At 63.2% G+C, this 22,738-nt stretch carries 19 protein-coding genes and 1 pseudogene; 9 read left to right on the top strand and 11 right to left on the bottom strand.

Translation table 11 applies throughout. The annotated features are described in order from the left end of the window. Positions 1 to 8: 8 nt before the first annotated feature. Positions 9 to 1,568, bottom strand: a complete 1,560-nt coding sequence (locus J5251_RS13660) for a serine/threonine-protein kinase (protein ID WP_208574253.1) — start codon at positions 1,566 to 1,568, stop codon at positions 9 to 11. A gap of 104 nt (positions 1,569 to 1,672) precedes the next feature. Here J5251_RS13660 and lipB point away from each other — a divergent pair, with 104 nt between their 5' ends. The 3 genes from lipB (at position 1,673) to J5251_RS13645 (ending at position 4,273) form a co-directional block, all read left to right on the top strand. Then, the gene (gene lipB, locus J5251_RS13655) at positions 1,673 to 2,386 is read left to right on the top strand and encodes a lipoyl(octanoyl) transferase LipB (protein ID WP_208574252.1); all 714 of its coding nucleotides are present in this window, start codon (positions 1,673 to 1,675) and stop codon (positions 2,384 to 2,386) included. Beyond that, positions 2,383 to 3,396: a lipoyl synthase gene (gene lipA / locus J5251_RS13650; protein ID WP_139003740.1), complete on the top strand. Its 1,014-nt coding sequence runs from the start codon at positions 2,383 to 2,385 to the stop codon at positions 3,394 to 3,396. The genes lipB and lipA overlap by 4 nt, the downstream gene beginning before the upstream one ends. A 118-nt stretch (positions 3,397 to 3,514) precedes the next feature. Further along, positions 3,515 to 4,273, top strand: a complete 759-nt coding sequence (locus J5251_RS13645; protein ID WP_139003741.1) for a DUF4191 domain-containing protein — start codon at positions 3,515 to 3,517, stop codon at positions 4,271 to 4,273. A 78-nt stretch (positions 4,274 to 4,351) separates the two neighbouring features. On the opposite strand, the gene J5251_RS13640 is transcribed toward J5251_RS13645, so the two are convergent. After that, positions 4,352 to 4,789 (bottom strand): RDD family protein, encoded by a 438-nt coding sequence (locus tag J5251_RS13640; RefSeq protein WP_208574251.1) that lies wholly within the window; start codon positions 4,787 to 4,789, stop codon positions 4,352 to 4,354. 243 nt (positions 4,790 to 5,032) lie between these two features. Between J5251_RS13640 and glnA (J5251_RS13635) the strand changes: the two genes are divergently transcribed. Both glnA (J5251_RS13635) and J5251_RS20690 read left to right on the top strand, forming a co-directional pair. Then, positions 5,033 to 6,457, top strand: a complete 1,425-nt coding sequence (glnA, locus tag J5251_RS13635) for a type I glutamate--ammonia ligase (RefSeq protein ID WP_139003743.1) — start codon at positions 5,033 to 5,035, stop codon at positions 6,455 to 6,457. A 179-nt stretch (positions 6,458 to 6,636) separates the two neighbouring features. Continuing rightward, positions 6,637 to 6,765 (top strand): annotated as a pseudogene (locus J5251_RS20690) (DUF7455 domain-containing protein); the annotation flags it as partial. A 12-nt stretch (positions 6,766 to 6,777) separates the two neighbouring features. Here the strand turns inward: J5251_RS20690 and J5251_RS13630 are convergent. The 3 genes from J5251_RS13630 to glnA (J5251_RS13620) all read right to left on the bottom strand — a co-directional run bounded on the left by J5251_RS13630 (position 6,778) and on the right by glnA (J5251_RS13620) (position 11,687). After that, positions 6,778 to 7,125 carry a cupin gene (locus J5251_RS13630; protein WP_139003744.1) on the bottom strand — a complete coding sequence of 116 codons (348 nt, stop codon included), beginning with the start codon at positions 7,123 to 7,125 and terminating at the stop codon, positions 6,778 to 6,780. A gap of 194 nt (positions 7,126 to 7,319) precedes the next feature. Then, positions 7,320 to 10,337, bottom strand: a complete 3,018-nt coding sequence (locus tag J5251_RS13625; protein WP_208574250.1) for a bifunctional [glutamine synthetase] adenylyltransferase/[glutamine synthetase]-adenylyl-L-tyrosine phosphorylase — start codon at positions 10,335 to 10,337, stop codon at positions 7,320 to 7,322. A 9-nt stretch (positions 10,338 to 10,346) separates the two neighbouring features. Then, positions 10,347 to 11,687 (bottom strand): type I glutamate--ammonia ligase, encoded by a 1,341-nt coding sequence (gene glnA / locus J5251_RS13620; RefSeq protein ID WP_139003746.1) that lies wholly within the window; start codon positions 11,685 to 11,687, stop codon positions 10,347 to 10,349. A 146-nt stretch (positions 11,688 to 11,833) separates the two neighbouring features. Here glnA (J5251_RS13620) and panB point away from each other — a divergent pair, with 146 nt between their 5' ends. Continuing rightward, a complete protein-coding gene (gene panB / locus J5251_RS13615) occupies positions 11,834 to 12,712 on the top strand; it encodes a 3-methyl-2-oxobutanoate hydroxymethyltransferase (RefSeq protein WP_208574249.1) in 879 nt (292 codons plus the stop codon). Positions 12,713 to 12,748: 36 nt separating this feature from the next. Here the strand turns inward: panB and J5251_RS13610 are convergent, their stop codons facing one another. After that, complete coding sequence (locus tag J5251_RS13610; protein ID WP_139003748.1) at positions 12,749 to 12,913, bottom strand: SPOR domain-containing protein; 165 nt, start codon at positions 12,911 to 12,913, stop codon at positions 12,749 to 12,751. A gap of 80 nt (positions 12,914 to 12,993) precedes the next feature. On the opposite strand from J5251_RS13610, the gene map reads away from it, so the two are divergent. Next, positions 12,994 to 13,872 (top strand): type I methionyl aminopeptidase, encoded by an 879-nt coding sequence (gene map / locus J5251_RS13605; protein WP_208574248.1) that lies wholly within the window; start codon positions 12,994 to 12,996, stop codon positions 13,870 to 13,872. A 52-nt stretch (positions 13,873 to 13,924) separates the two neighbouring features. Further along, on the top strand, positions 13,925 to 14,737 hold the full coding sequence (gene ppgK, locus J5251_RS13600; protein WP_208574247.1) for a polyphosphate--glucose phosphotransferase: 813 nt from the start codon (positions 13,925 to 13,927) through the stop codon (positions 14,735 to 14,737). A 93-nt stretch (positions 14,738 to 14,830) separates the two neighbouring features. On the opposite strand, the gene nrdR is transcribed toward ppgK, so the two are convergent. Together nrdR and hisD are read right to left on the bottom strand one after the other, a co-directional pair. Further along, positions 14,831 to 15,331: a transcriptional regulator NrdR gene (nrdR, locus tag J5251_RS13595; RefSeq protein WP_139003751.1), complete on the bottom strand. Its 501-nt coding sequence runs from the start codon at positions 15,329 to 15,331 to the stop codon at positions 14,831 to 14,833. A gap of 112 nt (positions 15,332 to 15,443) precedes the next feature. Then, positions 15,444 to 16,793 carry a histidinol dehydrogenase gene (gene hisD / locus J5251_RS13590; RefSeq protein ID WP_244250674.1) on the bottom strand — a complete coding sequence of 450 codons (1,350 nt, stop codon included), beginning with the start codon at positions 16,791 to 16,793 and terminating at the stop codon, positions 15,444 to 15,446. Positions 16,794 to 16,972: 179 nt separating this feature from the next. Between hisD and J5251_RS13585 the strand changes: the two genes are divergently transcribed. Further along, on the top strand, positions 16,973 to 17,503 hold the full coding sequence (locus J5251_RS13585; RefSeq protein ID WP_240792901.1) for a flavin reductase family protein: 531 nt from the start codon (positions 16,973 to 16,975) through the stop codon (positions 17,501 to 17,503). Positions 17,504 to 17,515: 12 nt separating this feature from the next. Here J5251_RS13585 and dnaE read toward each other — a convergent pair whose 3' ends face one another. The 3 genes from dnaE to lspA all read right to left on the bottom strand — a co-directional run bounded on the left by dnaE (position 17,516) and on the right by lspA (position 22,656). Beyond that, positions 17,516 to 21,058 (bottom strand): DNA polymerase III subunit alpha, encoded by a 3,543-nt coding sequence (dnaE, locus tag J5251_RS13580; RefSeq protein WP_139003823.1) that lies wholly within the window; start codon positions 21,056 to 21,058, stop codon positions 17,516 to 17,518. A 61-nt stretch (positions 21,059 to 21,119) separates the two neighbouring features. Next, on the bottom strand, positions 21,120 to 22,076 hold the full coding sequence (locus J5251_RS13575; RefSeq protein WP_208574246.1) for an RluA family pseudouridine synthase: 957 nt from the start codon (positions 22,074 to 22,076) through the stop codon (positions 21,120 to 21,122). Further along, positions 22,048 to 22,656 (bottom strand): signal peptidase II, encoded by a 609-nt coding sequence (lspA, locus tag J5251_RS13570; RefSeq protein ID WP_208574245.1) that lies wholly within the window; start codon positions 22,654 to 22,656, stop codon positions 22,048 to 22,050. The genes J5251_RS13575 and lspA overlap by 29 nt, the downstream gene beginning before the upstream one ends. Positions 22,657 to 22,738 lie beyond the last annotated feature (82 nt).

Here is a 22,738-nt window from a genome sequence, read left to right as displayed (position 1 = left end):
ACGCCGCATCAGGCGCCTTCGCGGACTTCGCCAATCAGCCACCTGCCGTCCCGGCGTTCCAGCACCAGCACCAACGGCTGCCTCTTGGCCTCCGTCACAGACAGGACGAGGTCGCCGACGGCATCGCGCTGTTCAAAGGGTGAGGTGCTCATCGTGGCTTCGACCACGGCTGAAGTACCGGTACGCGACACTGTCCGGACGTCCTCCGCTTTGGCAGCGAGTCCGCTGAACCAGTGATCCTGGTGGGCCAGAGTGGAAATAACCTCTGTGTCCGCCGCCATCGGAGGGGACCCGGCGACGTTGACATCCTCCAGCAGGGACACTTCCCTGCTCCGCAGCGCTTCGGTACGCAGCCACGTCAAGGCGGCAACAGCAGCGGCCGGATCTTCGGCTGTAGCTGCCCGCACCAGTTCAGCGGGCAGCGGGCGAGCGGTCGGCGGGCCGGGTGGAGCGGAGGCCGTCCGGCCCGGGACCGCCGCGGCTGCGGCCTGTGCAGCAGGGTCTCGGGGCATATCAGTTGCCTCCGATCCGACGAGCAGATTAACCGCGAAGACGGCCAGCGCAATGGCTACCGCCAATGAGGCCGCAACAATGAGGACGCGGCCAAGGGGAGCTTTACCCTGGCGGGTTGCGGCGGCTGCAACACGCCGCTCGGCTCCAAAGACAGCCCGTTTCTTGCCGTCCCGGACAATCCGCCGGGTCAGCAACTGCGGGGCCACCGACGGGTGTACGGCGGCTGACAGGTCCACCGGTGCCGGGTCCGCGGTCCGGTAAACGCGGCGGGCAAACTCTTCCGCTTCCGGCCGTTGTGCGGCATCATCCATCAGAGCCGCTTCCAGCAACTCCACCAGCGGCAACGGCACTTCCGGCACCATGACATTCAGCGGCGGGCGCTGGGCGGTGGCGGCCGGGACCCGTCCGGTAAGCATGAACCAGCCCAGCGCGCCCAGCGCGTAGATGTCCGCCTCCGGCTCCAGCCGTTGCCCACCGCTGCTGCGCCTTGGCGACGGTAGACGGAATCCCGGCGTCCCGCCGTCGTCGGCCCGGTGGCTGCCCAGGGCGCGGCCGATGCCGAAGTCCGCCAGCAGCGGTTTGCCCATGAACGTGAAGAGGACGTTGCCGGGCGAAACGTCGCCATGCGTCCTGCCGCCCGCATGGAGAAAAGCCAGCGCCTGCGCGATCGGCGTCAGCACCGTAACTGTTTCGGCCACGGACAAAGGGCCCCGGGCGGCAATGACCGAAGCGACCGATCCGCCCGCGGCGTATTCGAGCAGCAATCCAGGCCCGGCGTCCGTCTCCACGTTGCGGAAGACCTGCACCAGGTGGTCATGCCGCAGTCCGTGGGTCAGCAGCCGTTCCCGATCCGCCTCCCAACGGGCCTCACCGACGCTGGCATTAAAGACCTTCAGCGCGTATTCGCGGCCGCCGGCCTCCTCCGCCACCAGCCACACGGCGGCCGACGAACCGCTGCCGAGCCAGCGTTGCACCCGGAATCCGGGGACCTGCGGCCGGGCCGGCTCATCTGCAGGGCTGCTGCCGCCGGCATGTGTCGGGTGCTGAAGCATCATGCTCCAGATTTACTACAGCCGCCGATCCGCTGCAGTAGTTATCCACAGCCACGGGCCCTTCACACAAATGGAGCCACTACCGTCTCAAGGCGTAGGCTGTCGCCATGAGCCTTGAGTTTTCCCGGATAGGGTTTGCCCCCGACTTCGTCGACTACCAGGAAGGGTGGGACCTGCAGCGTCGAATCCACAGTGATGTGGTTGCCGGCACCGCTGAGGGCAAAGTCCTCCTGCTGGAGCACAGCCCGGTGTACACGGCCGGCAAACGGACCGAAGAACATGAGAAGCCGTTCGACGGCACGCCCATCATCAACGTGGACCGCGGCGGGAAACTGACTTGGCATGGCCCGGGACAGCTGGTCGGTTATCCGATCCTCGCCCTGCCGGACCCCACCAAGGTTGCCGACTACGTGGACATTCTCGAGCAGGTGCTGATCAACGTACTCGCCGATTTCGGCATCAACGGCTCCCGGATCGAAGGTCGCTCCGGTGTCTGGATCAAGGACGACGGCGACCGGCAGGACCGCAAGATTGCCGCCATCGGCATCCGCGTCAACCACCGCGTGACCATGCACGGCTTCGCGCTGAACTGCAATAATGACTTGGCCCCGTATGCCCAGATCATTGCCTGCGGCATCACTGACGCCGGCACTACCAGCATGAGTGTAGAAGCGGGACGCAACATCTCCCCCGCCGATGTTGCCGGCCGGGTCGAAGAGGAACTGAACAAGTACGAGGCAGCGCTGGTCAAACCGGCCGGCCTGCCCGAGAACAATGCCAACACAGCTGGCACCAGCCAGCCCGAAGGAGCCCTGAAGTGACTCTCGCCCCCGAAGGACGGCGTCTGCTGCGCGTCGAAGCCCGGAACGCGGCCACGCCGGTCGAGCGCAAGCCCGACTGGATCAAGGCCAAGGTCAACATCGGCCCCGAATACGTGAGCATGAAGAACCTGGTCAAGAAGGAAGGGCTGCACACGGTCTGCGAGGAAGCCGGCTGCCCGAACATCTTCGAGTGCTGGGAAGACCGCGAGGCAACTTTCCTCATCGGCGGTTCCGAATGCACCCGGCGCTGCGACTTCTGCCAGATCGATACCGGCAAGCCCTCCCCCATCGACATCATGGAGCCCACCAAGGTGGCCCAGTCGGTCCAGCAGATGAACCTGCGCTACGCCACCGTCACCGGCGTGGCCCGCGACGACCTGGCCGACGAAGGCGTCTGGCTTTACGCGGAAACCATCCGCAAGATCCACGAGCTGAACCCGGGCACCGGCGTCGAAATCCTGATCCCGGACTTTTCCGGCAAGCCCGAGCACATCAGCGCCATCTGCGAGACCAAACCCGAGGTGTTCGCCCACAACGTCGAGACCGTGCCGCGCATCTTCAAGCGCATCCGCCCGGCGTTCCGCTACGAACGCTCCCTGGACGTCATCACCCAGGGCCAGCAGCACGGCATGGTCACCAAGTCCAACCTGATTCTGGGCATGGGCGAGACCCGCGAGGAAATTTCGGAGGCGCTGCGCGATCTGCACCAGGCTGGGTGCGACCTGATCACCATCACCCAGTACCTGCGGCCCACCGAACGCCACCACCCGGTGGAGCGCTGGGTTAAGCCCCAGGAATTCGTGGAACTGCAGGAAGAGGCACTTGAGCTCGGCTTCCTGGGCGTCATGAGCGGGCCACTGGTGCGTTCGTCATACCGGGCCGGCAGGCTCTGGGCCACCGCGATGCGCAAGAAGGGACGGGAACTGCCCGCAGAACTCGCCCACATCGCCGAAGGCATTGAGGATTCCGGCGCCACCCGCCAGGAAGCCTCCAGCCTTATCTCCCGGTAGCGCCGCCCGGCTGCAACTTTTCAACCGAGGGGGTCCGGACGCCGCAGCGCCGGGCCCTCTCGCTGTGCCCGCGCCACGGCCAAAATTCCGGCCAGCTTCACGATAGAATTGAGTCATTATGGCCAATAGCACCGATTCCGACGCAAATACCAAGCGTGGTCTCTTCTCACGCAAGCCCAAAGCCGAGAAGCCTGCCAAGGCGAAAAAAGGCCCCGGGCGCCTGAAGCAGATCGGCCAGGTCTTCCAGATGACCCGGCGCAACGATCCCAACGTAGTCTGGCTCATGCTGCTGGCCTTCCTGGGCATCGTGGCAGTTGGCCTGCTCATCGGGTTCCTGATCAACAACTGGGTCACCCTGTTGATCATCTCCATTCCGCTGGGCCTGCTGGCGGCAACCTTCATCCTCTCCCGTCGTGCCGAACGCGCCGCCTTCGCCCAGATCGAGGGCCAGCCGGGCGCTTCCGGAGCGGCCCTGAGCGTGCTGCGCCGCGGCTGGATACTGCAGGAACAGCCGGTGGCAGTCAACCCGCGGACCCAGGATGCAGTCTTCCGTGCGATCGGCCGCCCCGGCGTCATCCTCGTGACCGAAGGGCCTTCGAACCGGGTCAAGACCCTGGTGGACGCCGAACGCCGGAAGCTGAACCGTATCCTGCCCAACGTGAAGGTCCACGTCATCGAAACCGGCCGCGGCGAGGGCCAGGTTGAACTGAGCAAGGTGGCCAAAAAGGTCCAGAAGCTCAAGAAGGAACTGACCAAGCAGGAGGTGCATGCGGTGGATAAGCGCCTGCAGGCCCTCGGCAGCAGCAAGCTGCCCATCCCGAAGGGCGTTGATCCGTTCAAGGCCCGACCGGACCGCAAGGCAATGCGCGGCCGCTGACCATTCCAAGCCACTAACGACGGCGGCGCCCCACCTTTCCAAGGTGGGGCGCCGCCGTCGTTAGAAAAGTTTTGTGTACTACATGCGGACCAGGACAGTGCCCATGGCGCGGTCGTGCAGGCCGCGCTGATCGGTGTCGAAGACTACCGCGGGAACAACCAGGCAGAGCAGCACAGTACGGACAACGGCCGCCAGCGGTCCCGCCGCGGAACCGTCCAGCTTGCGCACCTGGATGCCGACTGCGCGGTGCCCGATGCTGTAGCCGAGCGTGCTGACCAGGAGCAACTGCTCAACGGCGAAGATCAGCAGAATGCTCAGCTCGTTGCCGCCGAACAGCCATGCGGCTATGAGATAGCACAGGATCCAGTCGATCATCAGGGCAATGAGGCGGCGGCCAAGGCGGGCGATCGAGCCCGGGCCGCGCTGGGGCAGCCCCAAACGCTGGCCGGGCCACTGCTGCTCTTTGGAGGGAGGTGGTCCTTCGAGCCAGGAACCAAGGTCTTTTCTGCTTACCACTCCTCTAGCCTACCGACCTCCGGGTAAGAGGCGGTCGTGACGGGCGCCGGAAGTGACCTGCGTAACGCCGTCTGGGTGCTGACGGTAACACCGCGCTAGGCTTAGGTGCACATCGATTAAGTAACCTGCCGGAAACAATCGCGACACCAACGGGAAATTCACTGCTTTTACATTAGTAACTGTTGCTGGCGCCTGTGTTGCAGCCGGCAGGTACCCCCATGAATGCGTAAGGAGCATGACCCGATGTTCAAGAATGCGGACGAGGTCCTCAAGTACATCGCCGACGAAGAAGTAAAGTTCGTCGACATCCGATTCACAGACCTGCCAGGCGTCCAGCAGCACTTCAACGTGCCAGCCAAGACCGTTGACGCGGATTTCTTCATCAACGGCCAACTGTTCGACGGTTCCTCCATCCGGGGTTTCCAGGGCATCGCCGAGTCCGACATGCAGCTCATCCCTGACGTCACCACCGCGTTCATCGATCCCTTCCGCGTGGAGAAGACCCTTGCGCTGAACTTCTCGATCGTGAACCCGCGCACCGGCGACCCCTACCACCGCGATCCCCGCGGCGTTGCCGAGCGCGCCGAGGCCTACCTGGCGTCGACCGGCATTGCCGACACCGCTTACTTTGCCTCCGAAGCCGAATTCTTCATTTTCGACGACGTACGCTACCAGTCCAGCCCGGAGCACTCCTTCTACAAGGTTGATTCTGTCGAGGCCCACTGGAACAGCGGCCGCAAGGAAGAGGGCGGTAACCAGGGCTACAAGACCTCGGTCAAGGGCGGCTACTTCCCCGTTGCCCCGACCGACAAGCAGGCCGACCTGCGCGACGCCATCTGCGTTGAGCTGGACGAGGTAGGCATCGAAGTCGAGCGTTCCCACCACGAGGTCGGCGCTGCCGGCCAGGCGGAAATCAACTACAAGTTCACCACGCTGACCCACGCTGCCGATGACCTGCTGAAGTTCAAGTACGTCGTCAAGAACGTCGCTGACGCCTGGGGCAAGTCCGCCACCTTCATGCCGAAGCCCGTGTTCGGCGACAACGGCTCGGGCATGCACTGCCACCAGTCACTCTGGAACGGCTCCGAGCCGCTCTTCTACGACGAGAAGGGCTACGCCGGTCTGTCCGACACCGCCCGCTGGTACATCGGCGGCCTGCTCAAGCACGCCTCGGCTGTGCTGGCCTTCACCAACCCGACGGTGAACTCCTACCGCCGCCTGGTCAAGGGCTTCGAAGCTCCGGTCAACATGGTCTACTCGCAGGGCAACCGCTCCGCTGGTATCCGCATCCCGATCACCGGGTCCAACCCGAAGGCCAAGCGCCTCGAATTCCGCGCGCCGGACCCCAGCTCCAACCCGTACCTGGCCTTCGCAGCCCAGCTGATGGCGGGCTTGGACGGCATCCGGAACCGCATCGAGCCGGCGGACCCGATCGACAAGGACCTCTATGAGCTTCCCGCTGAGGAAGCCAAGGACATCCAGAAGGCTCCGGGGTCCCTGGAGGAAGCGCTGGACGCACTGGAGGCCGACAACGAGTTCCTGCAGGCCGGTGGTGTCTTCACCCAGGACCTCATCGACACATGGATTGCTTACAAGCGCGAATACGAAATTGCGCCGCTGGCCTTGCGCCCGAACCCCTATGAGTTCGAGCTCTACTACGGCTGCTAACCGGATCCCGCGGCAGAACCGCGGTTAGTCTGCAGAGAGTCCGCACGAGCGGCCAACACTTCGGTGACGGCGGCCCGTGCGGACTTTTATGTTCGCCGGACATCCATCCCAAGCCCACCCCAAGCACAGAGCGGCACACTGGAGCCACACACCAGTTGCTTCACAGCTAGGAGGGCGAAATGTTGTGTGATCGATGCGGGGTCCCCGCCTACGTCCAGGTCATGCTCGACACCGGCGGCATGCTCTCCTGGTGCGCCCACCACTACAGGGAATACCAAGAAGCGCTCTTTGCCTACGCCATCAGTGTCCAAGACGAACGGTTATGCTTTTCCGGAGCCGGAGTCCAAGTGGGTTTCGGTGACTGCGGTGAGCAGGAAGACGGAGTCCTCGTTGGCTTCGACGGAGTGGCGTTCCTGCGGGATGATTTCAAGCTGGTTCTCATTAACTACGAGCCGTCCGCTGGCCGAGACCACGGTGACCGAGCCCTCCAGGACGTAGATGCTGGCGGCCAGCGGCGCATTGTGCTCGCCCAGGACCGCTCCGGCCCGTAGAGCAAGCACCGTTTGGCGCAGCGGACCGTCCTGCGCCACCATCGCGGCACTGCGGCCGTGCGTTGCGCCGCCCGCCGCGCTCAGATGTTCGCGTGCAATCACATCGATATCAGTCATGTCGTTGCGCTCCTTCATCAGTGGTCCTGGCCTCAGCCTAGCCGCAGCGGCGGGCGGGCGGCCACCGCCGGGTCGAATGACGCGTACGACGGCGGGTCCCGCCTTACGCGGGCACCGCCGCCACGTTTCGGAGCACCTTACGCGCGAGGCCGGATTCCCGACTATGTGCCCGACTCGCGGAACGCCGGCGCTTCTTAGGTTCCGTAGCCGTAGAAGTAGCGCTCAAAGATGCCGCGGGCGCGCCGGGTAATCCGCAGATAGTCTTCCTCGATCGCTCCGGCGTTTCCCGGGCTGTAGCCGCACCAGCGGGCAACGGCCTCCAGGTCCCGCCGCGAGAAGGGCAGCAGGTCCGCGTTCTTTCCACTCCAGATCATGTTGGCCGAACGGATCCGGCTCGCCAGGGACCAGCTCTGTCGCAGCGTGAGCACATCTGCATTCGGGAGCAGGTCTGCCTCGCCGATCGCGTCCAGGGCCTCCAAGGTGCCGGTTGTCCGTAGCGCAGGCACCCGGTGCGCGTGCTCGAGCTGAAGCAATTGCACCAGCCATTCCACATCGCTCAGCGCGCCCCGCCCCAGCTTGAGGTGCCGGGACGGATCGGCGCCTCGGGGCAGGCGCTCGGATTCCACTCTGGCTTTGATCCTGCGGATTTCACGGACTTCCTCCGGTCCGACGTCGGCCGGATAACGGATGGGATCGATCAGCGCGGTGAATTCGGCCGCGAGGTCGTCGTCGCCGGCGATGGGCCGGGCCCGGAGCAGCGCCTGTGCCTCCCAAATCAGTGACCACCGCTGGTAGTACTCCCGGTATGAGTCGAGCGAACGCACGATGGGTCCGTTCTTCCCCTCCGGACGCAGCGACACGTCAATTTCAAGGGTGCGCTCGGCAAGCACGGGCGGGCTGCTCGGCTGCTGGAGCAGCGCGGAAATCTGCGAAACGATCCGCATGGCCTGCTGCTGGGCCGCGTCGTTGTCGGCGCCGGGGAGCGGCTTGTGCACGTACATAACGTCAGCGTCCGAACCGTAGCCAATCTCCCTGCCGCCTTGGCGTCCCATGGCGACCACGAGGAGGTTGGTTAGCTGGTCTTCCTCGGCAAAGACAGTTGCTTCGGCAACATGCAGGGCACCAAGAATGGCCGCCCGGTCCGTGTCGGAGAGCGCAAGGCCGACCTGCCGCTGGTCCAGCAGGCCCGAACTGTCCGCGATGGCTATACGCAAAGTTTCGCGACGACGGATCAAACGGATCAGGCGCATGGCGGCCTTGGGGTCCTGGTGGCGGGCCAGTTTGTGCCTTATCTCGTACCACTGCGCGTCGAACGACCACGGAACCAGATCCTTGTCCGAGCCCAGCCAGGCCGCAGATTCCGGCGAGACTTCCAGCAGGTCCGTAATGAACCGGCTGCTGGACAGAATGTGGCAAAGCCGCTCAGCCGCCGAGCTGGAGTCACGAAGCATGCCCAGATACCAGTGCGACTCCCCCAGCGCCTCGCTCAGCCGCCGGAATCCAAGCAAACCGGAATCCGGGTCCACGCCGTCGGCAATCCATTCCAGCAGGATGGGGAGCAATTGGCGCTGCAGCTGCGCCCGCCGGCTGATTCCGCTGGTCAGTGCCTCGATATGGCGCATCGCTCCGCGCGGATCTACATATCCCAGTGCCGCGAGCCGGGCCTGGGCAGCTTCTGGCGTCAGCCGTACTTCATCCGCGCTCAGGTTGGCGGCGGAAACCAGCAGCGGACGGTAGAAGATCCGTTCATGAAGTTCACGTACCCGGCGCTTGGTCCGCTGCCACTTCTGGAGCAGGGCTTCAGGGCCGGGACGCTGTGTTTCGAGTGAACCGAGCGAGGATTTGGCCAACGCGCGCAAGGCATTGTCGTCCTGGGGCATCAAATGGGTCCGGCGCAGCTGGACCAGCTGGATGCGGTGTTCCAGCACCCGCAAATAGCGGTAGGCTTCGTCGAACTCCCGAGCATCCGAGCGGCCAACATAGCCAGCCTTGCTCAGAGCCGCTATGGCCGTGGTGGTGTCCCGCACCCGGAGCGTTTCATCCACCCGGGCATGAACGAGCTGGAGCAACTGGACCGTGAATTCCACATCACGCAGCCCGCCACGGCCGAGTTTCAGCTGCCGGCCCCGCTCATGCACCGGAATGTTTTCGGTCACCCTTCCGCGCATGGCCTGCACGGACTCGACGAAGCCCTCCCGTTCAGACGAGTTCCAGATCAGCGGCGCAACGGCTTCCTCGTACCGGCGGCCCAAATCAAGGTCGCCGGCAATGGCGCGTGCCTTCAGCAGGGCCTGGAACTCCCAGCTCTGGGCCCACCTCTTGTAGTACGTCAGATGGGATTCGAGCGTGCGAACCAGCCGGCCTTCCTTGCCCTCTGGCCGGAGATTGGCGTCCACCTCCCAGAGGCCCGGCTCCGGACCAGCAGAAAAGACGGCCCTGCTCATCCCGGTTGCCAATGCCGTGCCAATGGTGGAGGCATGCGCCTCGTCCATACCGTCGGCTTCGATCACATAAACGACGTCGACGTCGGAAATGTAGTTAAGTTCGCGGGCGCCGCATTTGCCCATGCCGATCACGGCCAGGCGCACGGCCGCAATCTCCTCCGGATCGAACCGTGCGGCCAGTTCAGCGCGGGAGACAGCCAGCCCGGCTTCAATCGCCGCAGCCGCCAGATCCGCCAATTCGCGTCCCACGGAGGGCATATAGTCCACCGGCGAGGCTGCGCCCAGGTCCCGGATAGCCAGTTCGGCCAAGTGCCGCCGGTAGGTGGACCGCAGCAGGTTGTAGGCTTCTTTGCCGGTCAGGGTGGCCAGCGGCTGTTCGGCGCCAGGATCAGCTCCGACGGACTTCAGCAGTGAGGCACGCAGCTTTTCTGCCGGCACAGCTCCAGGCTCCGCGCTGACCTTGGACGAAAGAACGTCCAGGTGCTCCGGCCTGCGCAGCAGAAACTCGGCCAAGGCCTCCGAGGAACCGAGCAGCCTGAACAACGCCTCGCTCTCGTCTTCCCCGGCGTTGACCAGCTCGGCCAGCTGCGGATGCCGCTCCAGCAGCCGGACCAGGGAAACGAGGGCCAGGTCCGGATCCGCGGCATAAGCGAACCCGGCAAAAAGCCGCTGCTGGTCCACCCCGTCGAGTTCGGAAGATTCGAGAAAGCGTGTGCTCTTCTCCAGATCGTTGAAGCCCTTGGAGATCAGCCGCCGGTTCAGACTCATGGCCTCAGCTTAGAGGATGTCGATGTTCCGCTTGAGCTCGTGCGGCGTCACCTGGATGCGGTAGTCGTGCCATTCGGCACGCTTGTTGCGCAGGAAGATCTCGTAGACCTGTTCACCGAGGATTTCGGCTACCAGCTCAGACTCTTCCATCGCGCGGATGGCGTCGTGCAGGCTTGAGGGAAGCGGGTCGTGGCCCAGTGCCCGGCGCTCGGCGGAGCTGAGGCTCCAGATGTCTTCTTCCGCGGCAGGCGGCAGCTCATAGCCTTCCTCGATGCCCTTCAATCCCGCGCCCAGCAACACCGCGTAAGCCAAGTAGGGGTTCGCCGCCGAATCGATCCCGCGGTATTCCATCCGGGCGGACTGGCCCTTGTTGGGCTTGTACAACGGGATGCGGACCAGGGCCGAGCGGTTGTTGTGGCCCCAGGAGATGTAGCTGGGAGCTTCGCCGCCGCCCCAAAGCCGCTTGTAGGAATTTACGAACTGGTTCGTGACCGCGGTAAATTCGGGCGCATGCTTCAGGATGCCCGCCATGAACTGGCGTCCGGTCTTGGAGAGCTGGTATTCGGCACCGGCTTCGAAAAAGGCGTTGGAATCACCTTCGAAGAGGGAGAAGTGCGTGTGCATTCCGGAACCGGGGTGGTCGGAGAAAGGTTTGGGCATGAAGGTTGCGTAGATGCCCTCCATCAGCGCGACTTCCTTGACCACCGTCCGGAACGTCATGATGTTGTCGGCAGTCTGCAGGGCATCCGCGTACCGAAGATCGATCTCGTTCTGCCCGGGACCGTCTTCATGATGGCTGAACTCCACGGAGATGCCGACGTTCTCCAGCATTGTCACGGCGGTGCGGCGGAAATCCTGGGCCACGCCGCCGGGAACATGGTCGAAATACCCGGCGCGGTCTACCGGCACCGGCACACCGTCGGGGCCGAGCTCCTGCGACTTAAGCAGATAGAACTCGATTTCCGGATGGGTGTAGCAGGTGAAGCCCATGTCGCCGGCCTTGCGCAGGGTCCGCTTCAGCACGTTGCGCGGATCCGCAACAGACGGTTTGCCGTCGGGTGTGAGAACGTCGCAGAACATCCGCGAGGTCTGTTCCGCCTCGCCGCGCCAGGGCAGGATCTGGAAGGTCGAAGGGTCCGGCTGGACCAGCATGTCGGATTCGAAGACACGAGCCAACCCCTCGATGGACGAGCCGTCGAAGCCAAGTCCCTCCTCGAAGGCGCCCTCGACTTCCGCAGGAGCCAGCGCCACGGACTTTAGCGAACCGACGACGTCGGTGAACCAGAGACGGACGAAGCGCACGTCCCGCTCTTCGATGGTTCTCAGGACAAATTCCTGCTGACGGTCCATGGATATCCTTCCGCGCCTGGCCACGGCAAAGCCTCCGGCTTGCCTGCTTACTACTGTACTTAGCCTAATGCTCCCGGGCGCCTGTGCCGTGCAACAGTGACGGGTGCGGCTGGAGTGAACAAAGGCCGCGGCATTAGGCTCTACCCATGACCTCACAGACTTCCGGCGCCGAACAGCCCGCCCCGTACGGCGCGGGTGCCGGCGCTCATCGGCCGTCCGGATCCAAACCGGTGTCCCGTGTCCGCATCCATCACCTGCAGCAGGCCAAGGACAACGGCCAGCGATTTGCCATGCTCACCGCGTACGAGCAGTACACCGCCGAAATCTTCGATGAAGCAGGTGTCGAAGTCCTGCTTGTTGGCGATTCCGCCTCCAACAACGTGTACGGCAACGAGACGTCTCTGCCGGTTACCGTCGATGAACTGATTCCGCTCTGCCGCGCGGTGAGCCGTTCCGCCAGACGCGCCCTTGTCGTGGTTGACCTACCGTTCGGCAGCTATGAGGTCTCCCCCGCCCAGGCGATCGAGAGCTCCGTACGGTTTATGAAGGAAGCCGGCGCCCACGCCGTCAAGATGGAAGGCGGAGCCTTCTACGCAGACTATGTCCGCGCCATGGTCCAGGCGGGCATCCCCGTTATGGCGCACATCGGCTTCACCCCGCAAAGCGAACATTCACTTGGCGGCTACCGGGTGCAGGGCCGCGGCGAAGACGCGCAGCGGGTTGTTGACGACGCGCTGGCACTCGAAGCTGCCGGCGCGTTTGCCGTCCTGATGGAAATGGTGCCGGCCCAGGCCGCCGCGGACGTGGACAAGGCCCTCCACGTCCCCACCATCGGCATCGGCGCCGGCGCTTCCACGACGGGGCAGGTGCTGGTGTGGCAGGATATGGCCGGGCTGCGCGGCGGTAAACTCGCCAAATTCGTCAAGCAGTACGCCGACCTACGCGCGACGCTGTCGGACGCCGCCAAGGCCTACGCCGACGACGTCCGCAACGGTTCCTTTCCCGGCCCGGAGCACTCCTTCTAGCTGCCCCGCACCAGCGGTTCCGCGCGCTGGAAGGCGCTACTCGTCGTCGTCCGCGTCCCAGGCCTCGTTGCGCTGCTGCACTTTTTCGAGCGCCTTTTCCGCTTCCTCGCGGGTTTCATAAGGACCGATGAGCTGCGTCCAGTCGGACTGTGCCCCCACTTCGACTTCGTGGGTGACGACGTTGTACCAGAACTCCGGCATTTGGCTACTCCCTTGCGTTGCGGCTGCTCGGCCCGTACGGATTAGCGCCCGATAGCGGACCGGGTTATAAGATCGATGGTATGCCCCACAACGTAGCAACAGCACCCCTGGGCACCCTTGTCCAGGGAACCGTCAGTCCAGTCCGGCCCGTTCCGACGTCGATTCCCCGGCCCGAGTACGTCTGGAAGCCGGCGCCGGCCAAGTTCACCGGCTCTGAGATCAAGGACGCCGAGACGATCGAGCGGATCCGGGTGGCGAGCAAGATTGCTGCGCAAGCGATTGTCGAAGTGGGCAAGCATATCCGCCCTGGCGTCACCACCGACGAACTGGACAAGGTGGGTCACGAGTTCCTGCTTGACCACAGGGCCTACCCGTCGTGCCTTGGCTACCGCGGGTTCCCGAAGTCGCTGTGTTCTTCCGTGAACGAAGTCATCTGCCACGGCATACCGGACACCACGGTGCTGCATGATGGCGACATCGTCAATATCGACATCACCGCTTACATCAACGGCGTCCACGGGGATACCAACTACACCTTCCTCGTCGGTGAGGTTGACGAGGAGTCCAGGCTTCTGGTTGAACGCACCCAGGAATCACTGAACCGCGCCATCAAAGCAGTTGCCCCGGGCCGCCAGATCAACGTCATCGGCAGGACCATCCAGTCCTATGCCAAGCGCTTCGGCTACGGCGTGGTCCGGGACTTCACCGGCCACGGCGTCGGCGAAGCCTTCCACTCCGGACTGATCATCCCGCACTATGACGCCGCTCCCGCGTACAGCACGGTCATGGAACCGGGCATGGTGTTCACCATCGAGCCCATGCTGACGCTGGGCACCATCGAGTGGGATATGTGGAACGACGATTGGACCGTCGTGACCAAGGACCGCAAGCGGACCGCGCAGTTCGAACACACCCTCGTGGTGACCGACTCCGGCGCGGAAGTCCTGACTTTGCCCTGAGACGCCAGTAGGCTGATGGCCAGACGTATTCGAACGACAGTGCGGAGATCCCATGCCCAGCAGCGCCGACGAGAAGGCTGTCAAAAAGGCAGCCCGGTCAGTCATTGGCATTGACATCGGCGGAACCGGCATCAAAGGCGGCATCGCAGACCTGAAAAAGGGCAAACTGCTGGGCGATCGCTTCCGCATCGACACTCCCCGTCCTTCCACCCCCGAGGCAGTTGCCGACGTCGTGGCAAAGATCGTGGAAGAACTGTCCTCCCGCCCGGAAGCCCCGGCGGCCGGCAGCCCGGTCGGTGTTACGTTCCCCGCCATCATCCGCCACGGGGTCGCCAAATCCGCCGCGAACGTGGACCCCAGTTGGGTGGACACCGACGTCGACGCACTGCTCACCCGGAAGCTGGGGCGGGAAGTCCAGGTCATTAACGACGCCGACGCCGCGGGCCTGGCCGAAGCACGTTACGGAGCGGGTGAAGGAGTCGAGGGGACGGTGCTGGTCATCACCTTGGGGACCGGCATCGGTTCGGCCTTCATCCATGACGGCAAACTCATACCGAATGCGGAACTCGGGCACCTGGAGATCGACGGTTTCGATGCCGAGACCAAGGCATCAGCTACTGCGCGTGAACGCGACGGACTGGACTGGGACGCCTATGCGGTGCGTCTGCAACGCTATTTCTCCCATGTCGAGTTCCTGTTCTCGCCCGAACTGTTCATTGTCGGCGGCGGCATTTCCAAGCGCAGCCAGGACTTCCTCCCCAAGCTCGATCTCAACACCAAGATCATTCCCGCCGAGTTGAAGAACAACGCCGGTATTGTGGGCGGAGCTCTGCAGGCAGCGCTCAGTTTCAAGTACTTCAAGTAAGGAAAAAGGGCCCGCAGCAGCGGACCCTTCCCTGTGGTGCCGGTGGCGGCCATGGCTTCCCCTCCGTGGCCGCCACCGGAAACTGTGGCGTTGTTACTGTGCGGTCAACGGCCGCTGAGTTCCTGAGGGGCCCTGGTTCTTACCGGCCTCCGCTTCAACCCGCAGCCGGTCTATCGCGGCTTCGAAATCCTCAAGGGAGTCGAACGCCTGATAGACACTGGCGAACCGCAGGTAGGCCACCACATCCAGATTCTTCAGCGGCCGAAGAATCGCGAGACCGACTTCGTGGGCGTCGATTTCCGCTGCCCCGCTGGACCGGATGGATTCCTCCACCTCCTGGGCCAGCATGGCCAGGTCGTCCTCAGTCACGGGGCGGCCTTGGCAGGCCTTCCGAACGCCGTTGATGACCTTGGCCCGAGAGAACGGCTCCGCCACGCCGGAACGCTTTAGAACGCTCAGGCTGGTGGTTTCGAGGGTGGTGAATCGCCGGCCGCATTCAGGACACAGCCGACGTCTGCGGATGGCCGAGCCATCATCGGTCAGGCGGCTGTCCACGACCCTGGAATCAGGATTACGGCAGAACGGACAGTACATACCGGATCCTTTCGTGTTCCAGACAGCAACTGAACAATCATAAAACTACATCTTGCGAATTACAAGCGTGTTATTACTACATCTTGTGTCTGCGCCAGACTGCGGCGCGTGGTTATGGGAATCTGACGGTGACAGCATCCCCATGCGCCGGCAGGTCTTCCGCCGTCGCCAGCGAAACAATGTGCCCGCCTACTTCGCGGAGCGCACGCTGATCATAGTCGATAATCTGGATGGCTTTCAGGAACGTGGTGACGTTGAGGCCGGACGCGAAGGTAGCGGTCCCGCTCGTCGGCAGGACATGGTTGGAGCCGGCGCAGTAATCGCCCAAGCTTACCGGCGAATAGTTGCCCACAAATATGGCGCCTGCGTTGCGGACACGCGCGGCGATCCCCGAAGCATTCACCGTGTGGATCTCGAGGTGCTCCGCCGCATAGGCGTCACAAACCGCAATGCCGTGCTCGACGTCGTCAACCATGATAACGCCGGACTGGGGTCCGGAAAGGGCCTCGCGAACCCTGTCAGCGTGCTTCGTGCCGCCAATTTGGACAGCAAGTTCCCGACGGACGGCCTCAGCCAGTTTCTCCGACGGCGTCACCAGCACGGATGCGGCATGGGGATCATGCTCCGCCTGGCTGATTAGGTCGGCCGCGACGAAGGCCGGCTCCGCGCTGTCGTCCGCAAGGATCGCAATTTCAGTGGTGCCCGCCTCCGCGTCAATACCCACCACGCTTTTAACGAGGCGCTTGGCGGTGGCGACAAAAACGTTGCCGGGACCGGTGACCACATCGACCGGTGCCAGCGCGGGACCGAAATCATTGGCGGGAACACCGTAGGCAAACGCCGCCACTGCCTGCGCGCCGCCGATGGCGTAGACCTCGTCAATGCCCAGCAGACGGGCGGCAGCCAGAATCGTTGGGTGCGGCAGGCCTCCGAAGTCTTTCTGCGGTGGTGAGGCCAAGGCGATCGAGCCAACGCCGGCGGCGATCGCCGGCACGACATTCATCACCACAGACGAAGGATAGACCGCCAGCCCGCCCGGGACGTACAGGCCCACCCGCGAAACCGGTACCCACTTGTGCGTAACCGTAGCGCCTGCGGCGATCTCCACCGTGGCATCGGCGGGCTTCTGCGCGTCGGCAAAGACCCGCGCCCGTGCAATGGACTCTTCCAGAGCGGCACGGACCGCAGGATCAAGTGCCTCCAGCGCTCGGACCAATTCTTCCTGCGGTACGAGGGGGTGCCGCTGCTGCACGCCGTCAAACCGCAAAGCAAGTCCGGCCAGCGCCGTGAACCCGTCGCTTCGCACCTTGTTGATGATCTCCTCGACCGCATCCGAGGCAACGTCAAAAGTCGTCTCTGCGCGGGGCATGGCGGCCTTCAGTTCTGCAGTATTTAAATGGCGCCCGCGCAGGTCCAAAAGGGGAAACTGGGAAAAGGATTCAACGTTCGAAGCAGGATTCACGTTTCCATTCTACTGAGCCGGGTCCAGTCGTTTGCTGCCGGCGGCCGTGGTTGAGGAGCAGGCAGGAAAATTAGCACAACTTAACACAATGCCCTGCGCCGCCTGATGCCGAATACGCTGAACATTAATGGGTCAGGATGTCTTCTGTCCCCACCGAGTAGTTCTGGAGAAAAATTGTTGTGAGTGCCGAATCCGCAGCAGCTCAGTCTGTCACGCCCGCCGAGCAACTGCTGGGAACCACCTTCCGGGAGGTCTTCCGGCGGCACGCTGCCGGCGTGGCAATTCTCACCGTTGAGTACGAGGGCAAGCCCTTTGGCTTCACGGCGACCTCGGTGGCGTCCCTGTCGGCGGAGCCACCACGCTTCACCTTCAACATGGCCCGCTCCAGCTCATCCTGGCCCGCCGTCGCGAACTCGACCTATATTGGCGCGCATATTCTCGGCCAAGACAACCGCGGGCTCGCCGACCGCTTCGCCCGTACGAAAGACCGCTTCAGCGGAGACCATTGGGAAGCAGGTCCTTACGGCGTTCCTCTTCTCAAGGATGTCCATGCCTATCTGGTCGGCAAGATCCAGATGCGCGTGTCGTTCGAAAACAACGCTGTGGTGATCGTCGAGGTGGTGGAAGGCTCCCTCGGCGACGAAGCGACGCCGCTGCTGTACCACGGCGGCTCCTACATGCGCCCAAGCCCGCTCGAGTACCAGATCTAAGTCCCGGAGGCGTTAGACGTCGAGGCAGGCGGGGCCCAGCAGCACCTTAAGATCCCCAAAGAGCGACGGCGTGGGGTTGACCCGGAGATCGACGCCAAGCTTCATCACTTCCACTTTCCGCGAGCTGTTCAGCCGTACCTGGACTTCGGTGGTTCCCGGGTGTGTCCGCAACACATCGCCAAGGGAAGACACCACGGTCTCGGTCGCCTTGAAGCTGGCCATGGAAATTACCACCGGTCCGGAATGGCCATCGCTGAGGTCAGGAACCGTCAGCTCCTGGGCATTCAGCGTTACCGCGCCGTCATCACGGCGTTGCAATCTGCCGCGGACGACGACGATCAGGTCTTCGGCCAGAATGGTCGAGATCGGTCCGTACACCTGGCCGAAGAACATCACTTCCATGGAGCCGCCCAGATCTTCCACCTCGGCACGGGCGTACGCGTTGCCGCTGTTCTTGGCGATCCGGCGCTGCAGGGAGGTGATCATTCCGGCAATGGTGACGATGGCACCGTCCGCCGGACCGTCTTCGCCGATGACGGAGGTGATCGTCATGTCCGCATGCTGGCTCAGCAGACCTTCCAAGCCCTGAAGCGGATGGTCCGAGACATACAGGCCGAGCATGTCGCGCTCGAACGCCAGTTTGTCCTTCTTGTCCCATTCCGGCAGATCCGGAACTTCCACGGCCAGTCCGCCGGAGGATTCACCGCCGTCGTCAAAGGCGCTAAAGAGATCGAACTGGTTGGCGGCCTCGTTGCGCTTAAGCACAATGACGGAGTCAACCGCTTCTTCATGGATCATGGCCAGGGCACGGCGCGGATCGCCGAGCGAGTCGAATGCGCCGGCCTTGATCAGTGATTCGATGGTCCGCTTGTTGCAGACAACCGCGGGAACCTTCTGAAGGAAATCGCTGAACGAGCTGAAGTGCCCCTTCTCCTCGCGGGCGGCAACCATGGCGTGGACCACGTTGGCGCCGACGTTGCGGATGGCGCCCATGCCGAACCGGATGTCCTTACCCACCGGAGTGAAGTTCAGGCTGGATTCGTTGACGTCCGGCGGAAGCACCGTAATGCCCATGTGGCGGCACTCATTGAGGTACATGGCGAGCTTGTCCTTGTCGTCACCGACGGAGGTCAGCAGCGCAGCCATGTATTCGCCCGGATAATGCGCCTTGAGGTACGCCGTCCAATAGGACACGACGCCGTACGCGGCCGAGTGTGCCTTGTTGAACGCGTAGTCCGAGAACGGGAGCAGGATATCCCACAGCGTCTTGATGGCTGCGGCGGAATAGCCGTTGTCCTGCATACCCTTTTCGAAGCCGGCGTACTGCTTGTCCAGTTCCGACTTCTTCTTCTTGCCCATGGCACGCCGCAGAATATCTGCCTGGCCGAGCGAGTACCCGGCCAGTTTCTGCGCGATCGCCATAACCTGTTCCTGGTAGACGATCAGGCCGTAGGTTCCGCCCAGGATTTCGGCCAGCGGCTCCTCAAGCTCCGGGTGGATGGGAGTGATCTCCTGCAGCCCGTTCTTGCGCAGCGCGTAGTTATTGTGCGCATTAGCGCCCATCGGCCCGGGGCGGTACAGCGCAAGCACCGCGGAAATGTCTTCGAAGTTATCCGGCCGCATGAGCTTCAGCAGGGACCGCATCGGACCGCCGTCGAGCTGGAAGACTCCCAGGGTGTCGCCGCGGGCCAGCAGGGCGTAGGAGTCAGGATCATCCAAGGTCAGGTCCTCAAGCACCAACTCGAAGTCCCGGTTCATCTGGATGTTTTCCAGCGCGTCGGTGATAATTGTCAGGTTCCGCAGACCAAGGAAGTCCATCTTGATCAGGCCGAGGCCCTCACAAGTCGGATAGTCGAACTGCGTGATGACCTGGCCGTCCTGCTCACGGCGCATGATCGGAATGATGTCGATCAGCGGATCAGAGGACATGATCACACCGGCCGCATGGACGCCCCACTGCCGCTTCAGGCCCTCGAGCCCGAGCGCGGTTTCGAAGACCTTGGCTGAATCCGGATCCGACTTGAGCAGCTCCCGCAGCTCTTCGGCCTCGCTGTAGCGCTTGGCCTCCGGATTGTGGACGTCCTGCAGCGAAATGCCCTTGCCCATGACGTCAGGCGGCATCGCCTTGGTCAGCCGCTCACCCGTCGAGAAGGGGTAACCCATCACGCGCGAAGAGTCCTTCAGCGCTTGCTTGCCCTTGATGGTGCCGTACGTGACAATCATGGCCACCCGCTCGTCGCCGTACTTCTCGGTGACGTACCGGATGACCTCCGAGCGGCGCCGATCATCGAAGTCGACGTCGAAGTCAGGCATGGACACACGGTCCGGGTTTAGGAACCGTTCGAAAATCAGACCATGCTTGAGCGGATCGAGGTCCGTGATGCGCATGGCATACGCCGCCATTGAACCGGCACCCGAACCACGGCCCGGTCCTACCCGGATACCGTTGTTCTTGGCCCAGTTGATGAAGTCGGCCACGACCAGGAAGTACCCGGGGAAGCCCATCTGGGAGATAACGCCGACTTCGTAGTCCGCCTGCTTGCGGACGTCGTCGGGAATACCTGCCGGATAACGGTAATGAAGGCCCTTCTCAACCTCCTTGATGAACCAGGACTCCTCGTTCTCGCCTTCCGGAACGGGGTACCGCGGCATGTAGTTGGCCTGGGTGTTGAACTCGACGTTGCACCGTTCGGCGATAAGCAATGTGTTGTCGCAGGCCTCCGGGTAGTCGCGGAAAATTGCGCGCATCTCGGCCGGAGATTTCAGGTAGAACTCATCGGCGTCGAACTTGAAGCGCTTAGGATCGGCCATCGTCGAGCCGGACTGGACGCACAGCAGCGCCGCGTGGGCCTTGGCGTCCTCGGCATGTGTGTAGTGCAGATCGTTGGTTGCCACCAATGGCAGCTGCAGCTCGCGGGCCAGCTTGAGCAGATCCGCCTGGACATTGCGCTCGATGTCCAGGCCGTGGTCCATCAGTTCGCAGTAAAAGTTCTCCGGCCCCAGGATGTCCCGGAAATCCGAGGCCGCCTGCATCGCTTCCTTGTAGAGGCCCAGCCGCAGCTTCGTCTGCACCTCGCCCGAGGGGCAGCCCGTGGTGGTGATCAGGCCCTTGCCGTAAGTCTGCAGCAGGTCCCGGTCCATGCGGGGCTTGTACAGGTACCCCTCAAGTGACGCCAGCGACGACATGCGGAACAGATTGTGCATGCCCTCGGTCGTCTCGGCCCACATCGTCATATGCGTGTACGCGCCGGCGCCCGAGACGTCACCGCGGCCACCGTCGCCCCAGCGGACACGGGTCTTGTCCGACCTCGCCGTGCCGGGCGTCAGATAGGCTTCCACCCCGACGATCGGCTTAATGCCCGCGTTGTTGGCCTTGTTCCAGAAATCGAAGGCCCCAAAGACAAAACCGTGGTCCGTGGTGGCCACGGAGTCCATGCCCAGTTCATGGGCATGTTCGAAGAGATCCGTCAGGCGGGCTGCGCCGTCAAGCATGGAGTATTCGGTGTGGTTGTGGAGATGTACAAACGAATCAGTACCGGAAATCGAGCTAGTCACAGTTGCCACCACTTCATTCTAGGCGGGCACGTCTCATGCCGCGGTTCCGCCGTCGTACAGATCAGACCCGGTGTTCGGCCAGTGCATCCAGTGCGTAGGCCAGATCCTGGGGATATTCGCTTTCGTACTCCACCCATTTGCCGGTGACCGGATGGTCGAAACCGAGTTTCTTGGCGTGGAGCCATTGCCTGGTCAGGCCCAGTTCGGCCGCGAGCTTCGGATCCGCCCCGTACGTCAGGTCCCCGGCGCACGGGTGCCGGAGGGCGGCGAAATGAACGCGGATCTGGTGTGTCCGCCCTGTTTCCAAGTGAACTTCGACCAACGAAGCCTTTCCGAACGCTTCAATCACCTTGTAGTGGGTGATCGAGTTCCGCCCGTCCTCCACGACGGCGAAGCGCCAGTCGTAGCCCGGGTGCCTGCCGATGGGGGCGTCGATGGTTCCTTCGAGCGGATCCGGCAGGCCCTGCACCAATGCGTGGTAGACCTTGTCGACCGTACGTTCCTTGAAGGCCCGCTTCAGCAGTGTGTATGCGTGCTCTGTCTTTGCCACGACCATGACTCCCGACGTGCCGACGTCGAGCCGGTGCACAATGCCCGCACGCTCCGCCGCGCCGGACGTGGAAATCCTGTATCCCAGTGCGGCCAGTGCCCCCACCACCGTGGGGCCGACCCAGCCGGGCGAGGGGTGGGCTGCCACTCCGACAGGCTTATCAATCACGACGAAGTCATCATCATCACCGAGAACCTTCAAATCTTCCACCTCTTCGACGACGATCTCCAACGGATCCCGCTCTTCGGGTCTGCGGATTTCAAGTTCTCCGGTGTCCGGCAACCGGTCCGATTTGCCCAAGACTTTGCCGTTAAGCCTGACGTTGCCCGCTGTGCACAACGCCGCAGCCGCCGAACGCGATATGTCCAGCAAGCCTGCTATTGCCGCGTCGGCACGTTTGCCCGACGTCTCCGGGTCAAGGGAGAACTGGTGAAGCTGATCAGGCACCGCGCTGCTCCGTGTTGCCATCTTTCGGCGGCTGTTTTCCGGACGATACGCGTTCGCCGTCGATGCCAATGCCCATGAAGGTCAGAATGCACCAGAGTATTACGCCGCCGACCACAGCGGAATCCGCAATATTAAAGATGGCGAAATTGGGGAACGCGATGAAATCCACGACGTGGCCAACACCGAACGATGGTTCCCGGAAGAGCCTGTCCGTCAGGTTCCCCAGCGCACCGCCAAGAAGAAGGCCGAGGGCGACGGACCACCAAGCCGAACGGACCTTGCGCGCGTAGAAGATGATGGCACCGGACACCAGGACCATCACTATCGTAAAGACCCATGTGTAGTCCTGGCCGATCGAAAACGCAGCGCCGGAATTCCGGATGAAGTGCCAGTGCAGCAGCGGGGGCAGCACCGGAATGATGTCGCCCTCCGTCATGGTGCTGACGACCCACCATTTGGTCAGCTGATCGAAGAGGTAGGCAAACACGGCGCAGCTTGCCAGGATCAGGACAAAACCAGCAGGGCGCCGGTTGCGGACACCGGTGTGCTGGCTTTCAATGCGGCTGTCCGCGGGCTGGTCCGCGGAAGATGGTTCAGACATGATTCTTTTCTAACGGCAATAGCGGATGGCGGCACGGAAGCCGGCTAGAGAAATGGCCGGTGTCAGGGAACTCCCGGCACCG

The organism is Arthrobacter crystallopoietes (assembly GCF_017603825.1).
Classification (GTDB): Bacteria; Actinomycetota; Actinomycetes; order Actinomycetales; family Micrococcaceae; genus Crystallibacter; species Crystallibacter crystallopoietes_B.
The sequence above is the reverse complement of the archived record's forward strand: the minus strand, read 5'-3'. Positions and strand labels throughout refer to the sequence as shown.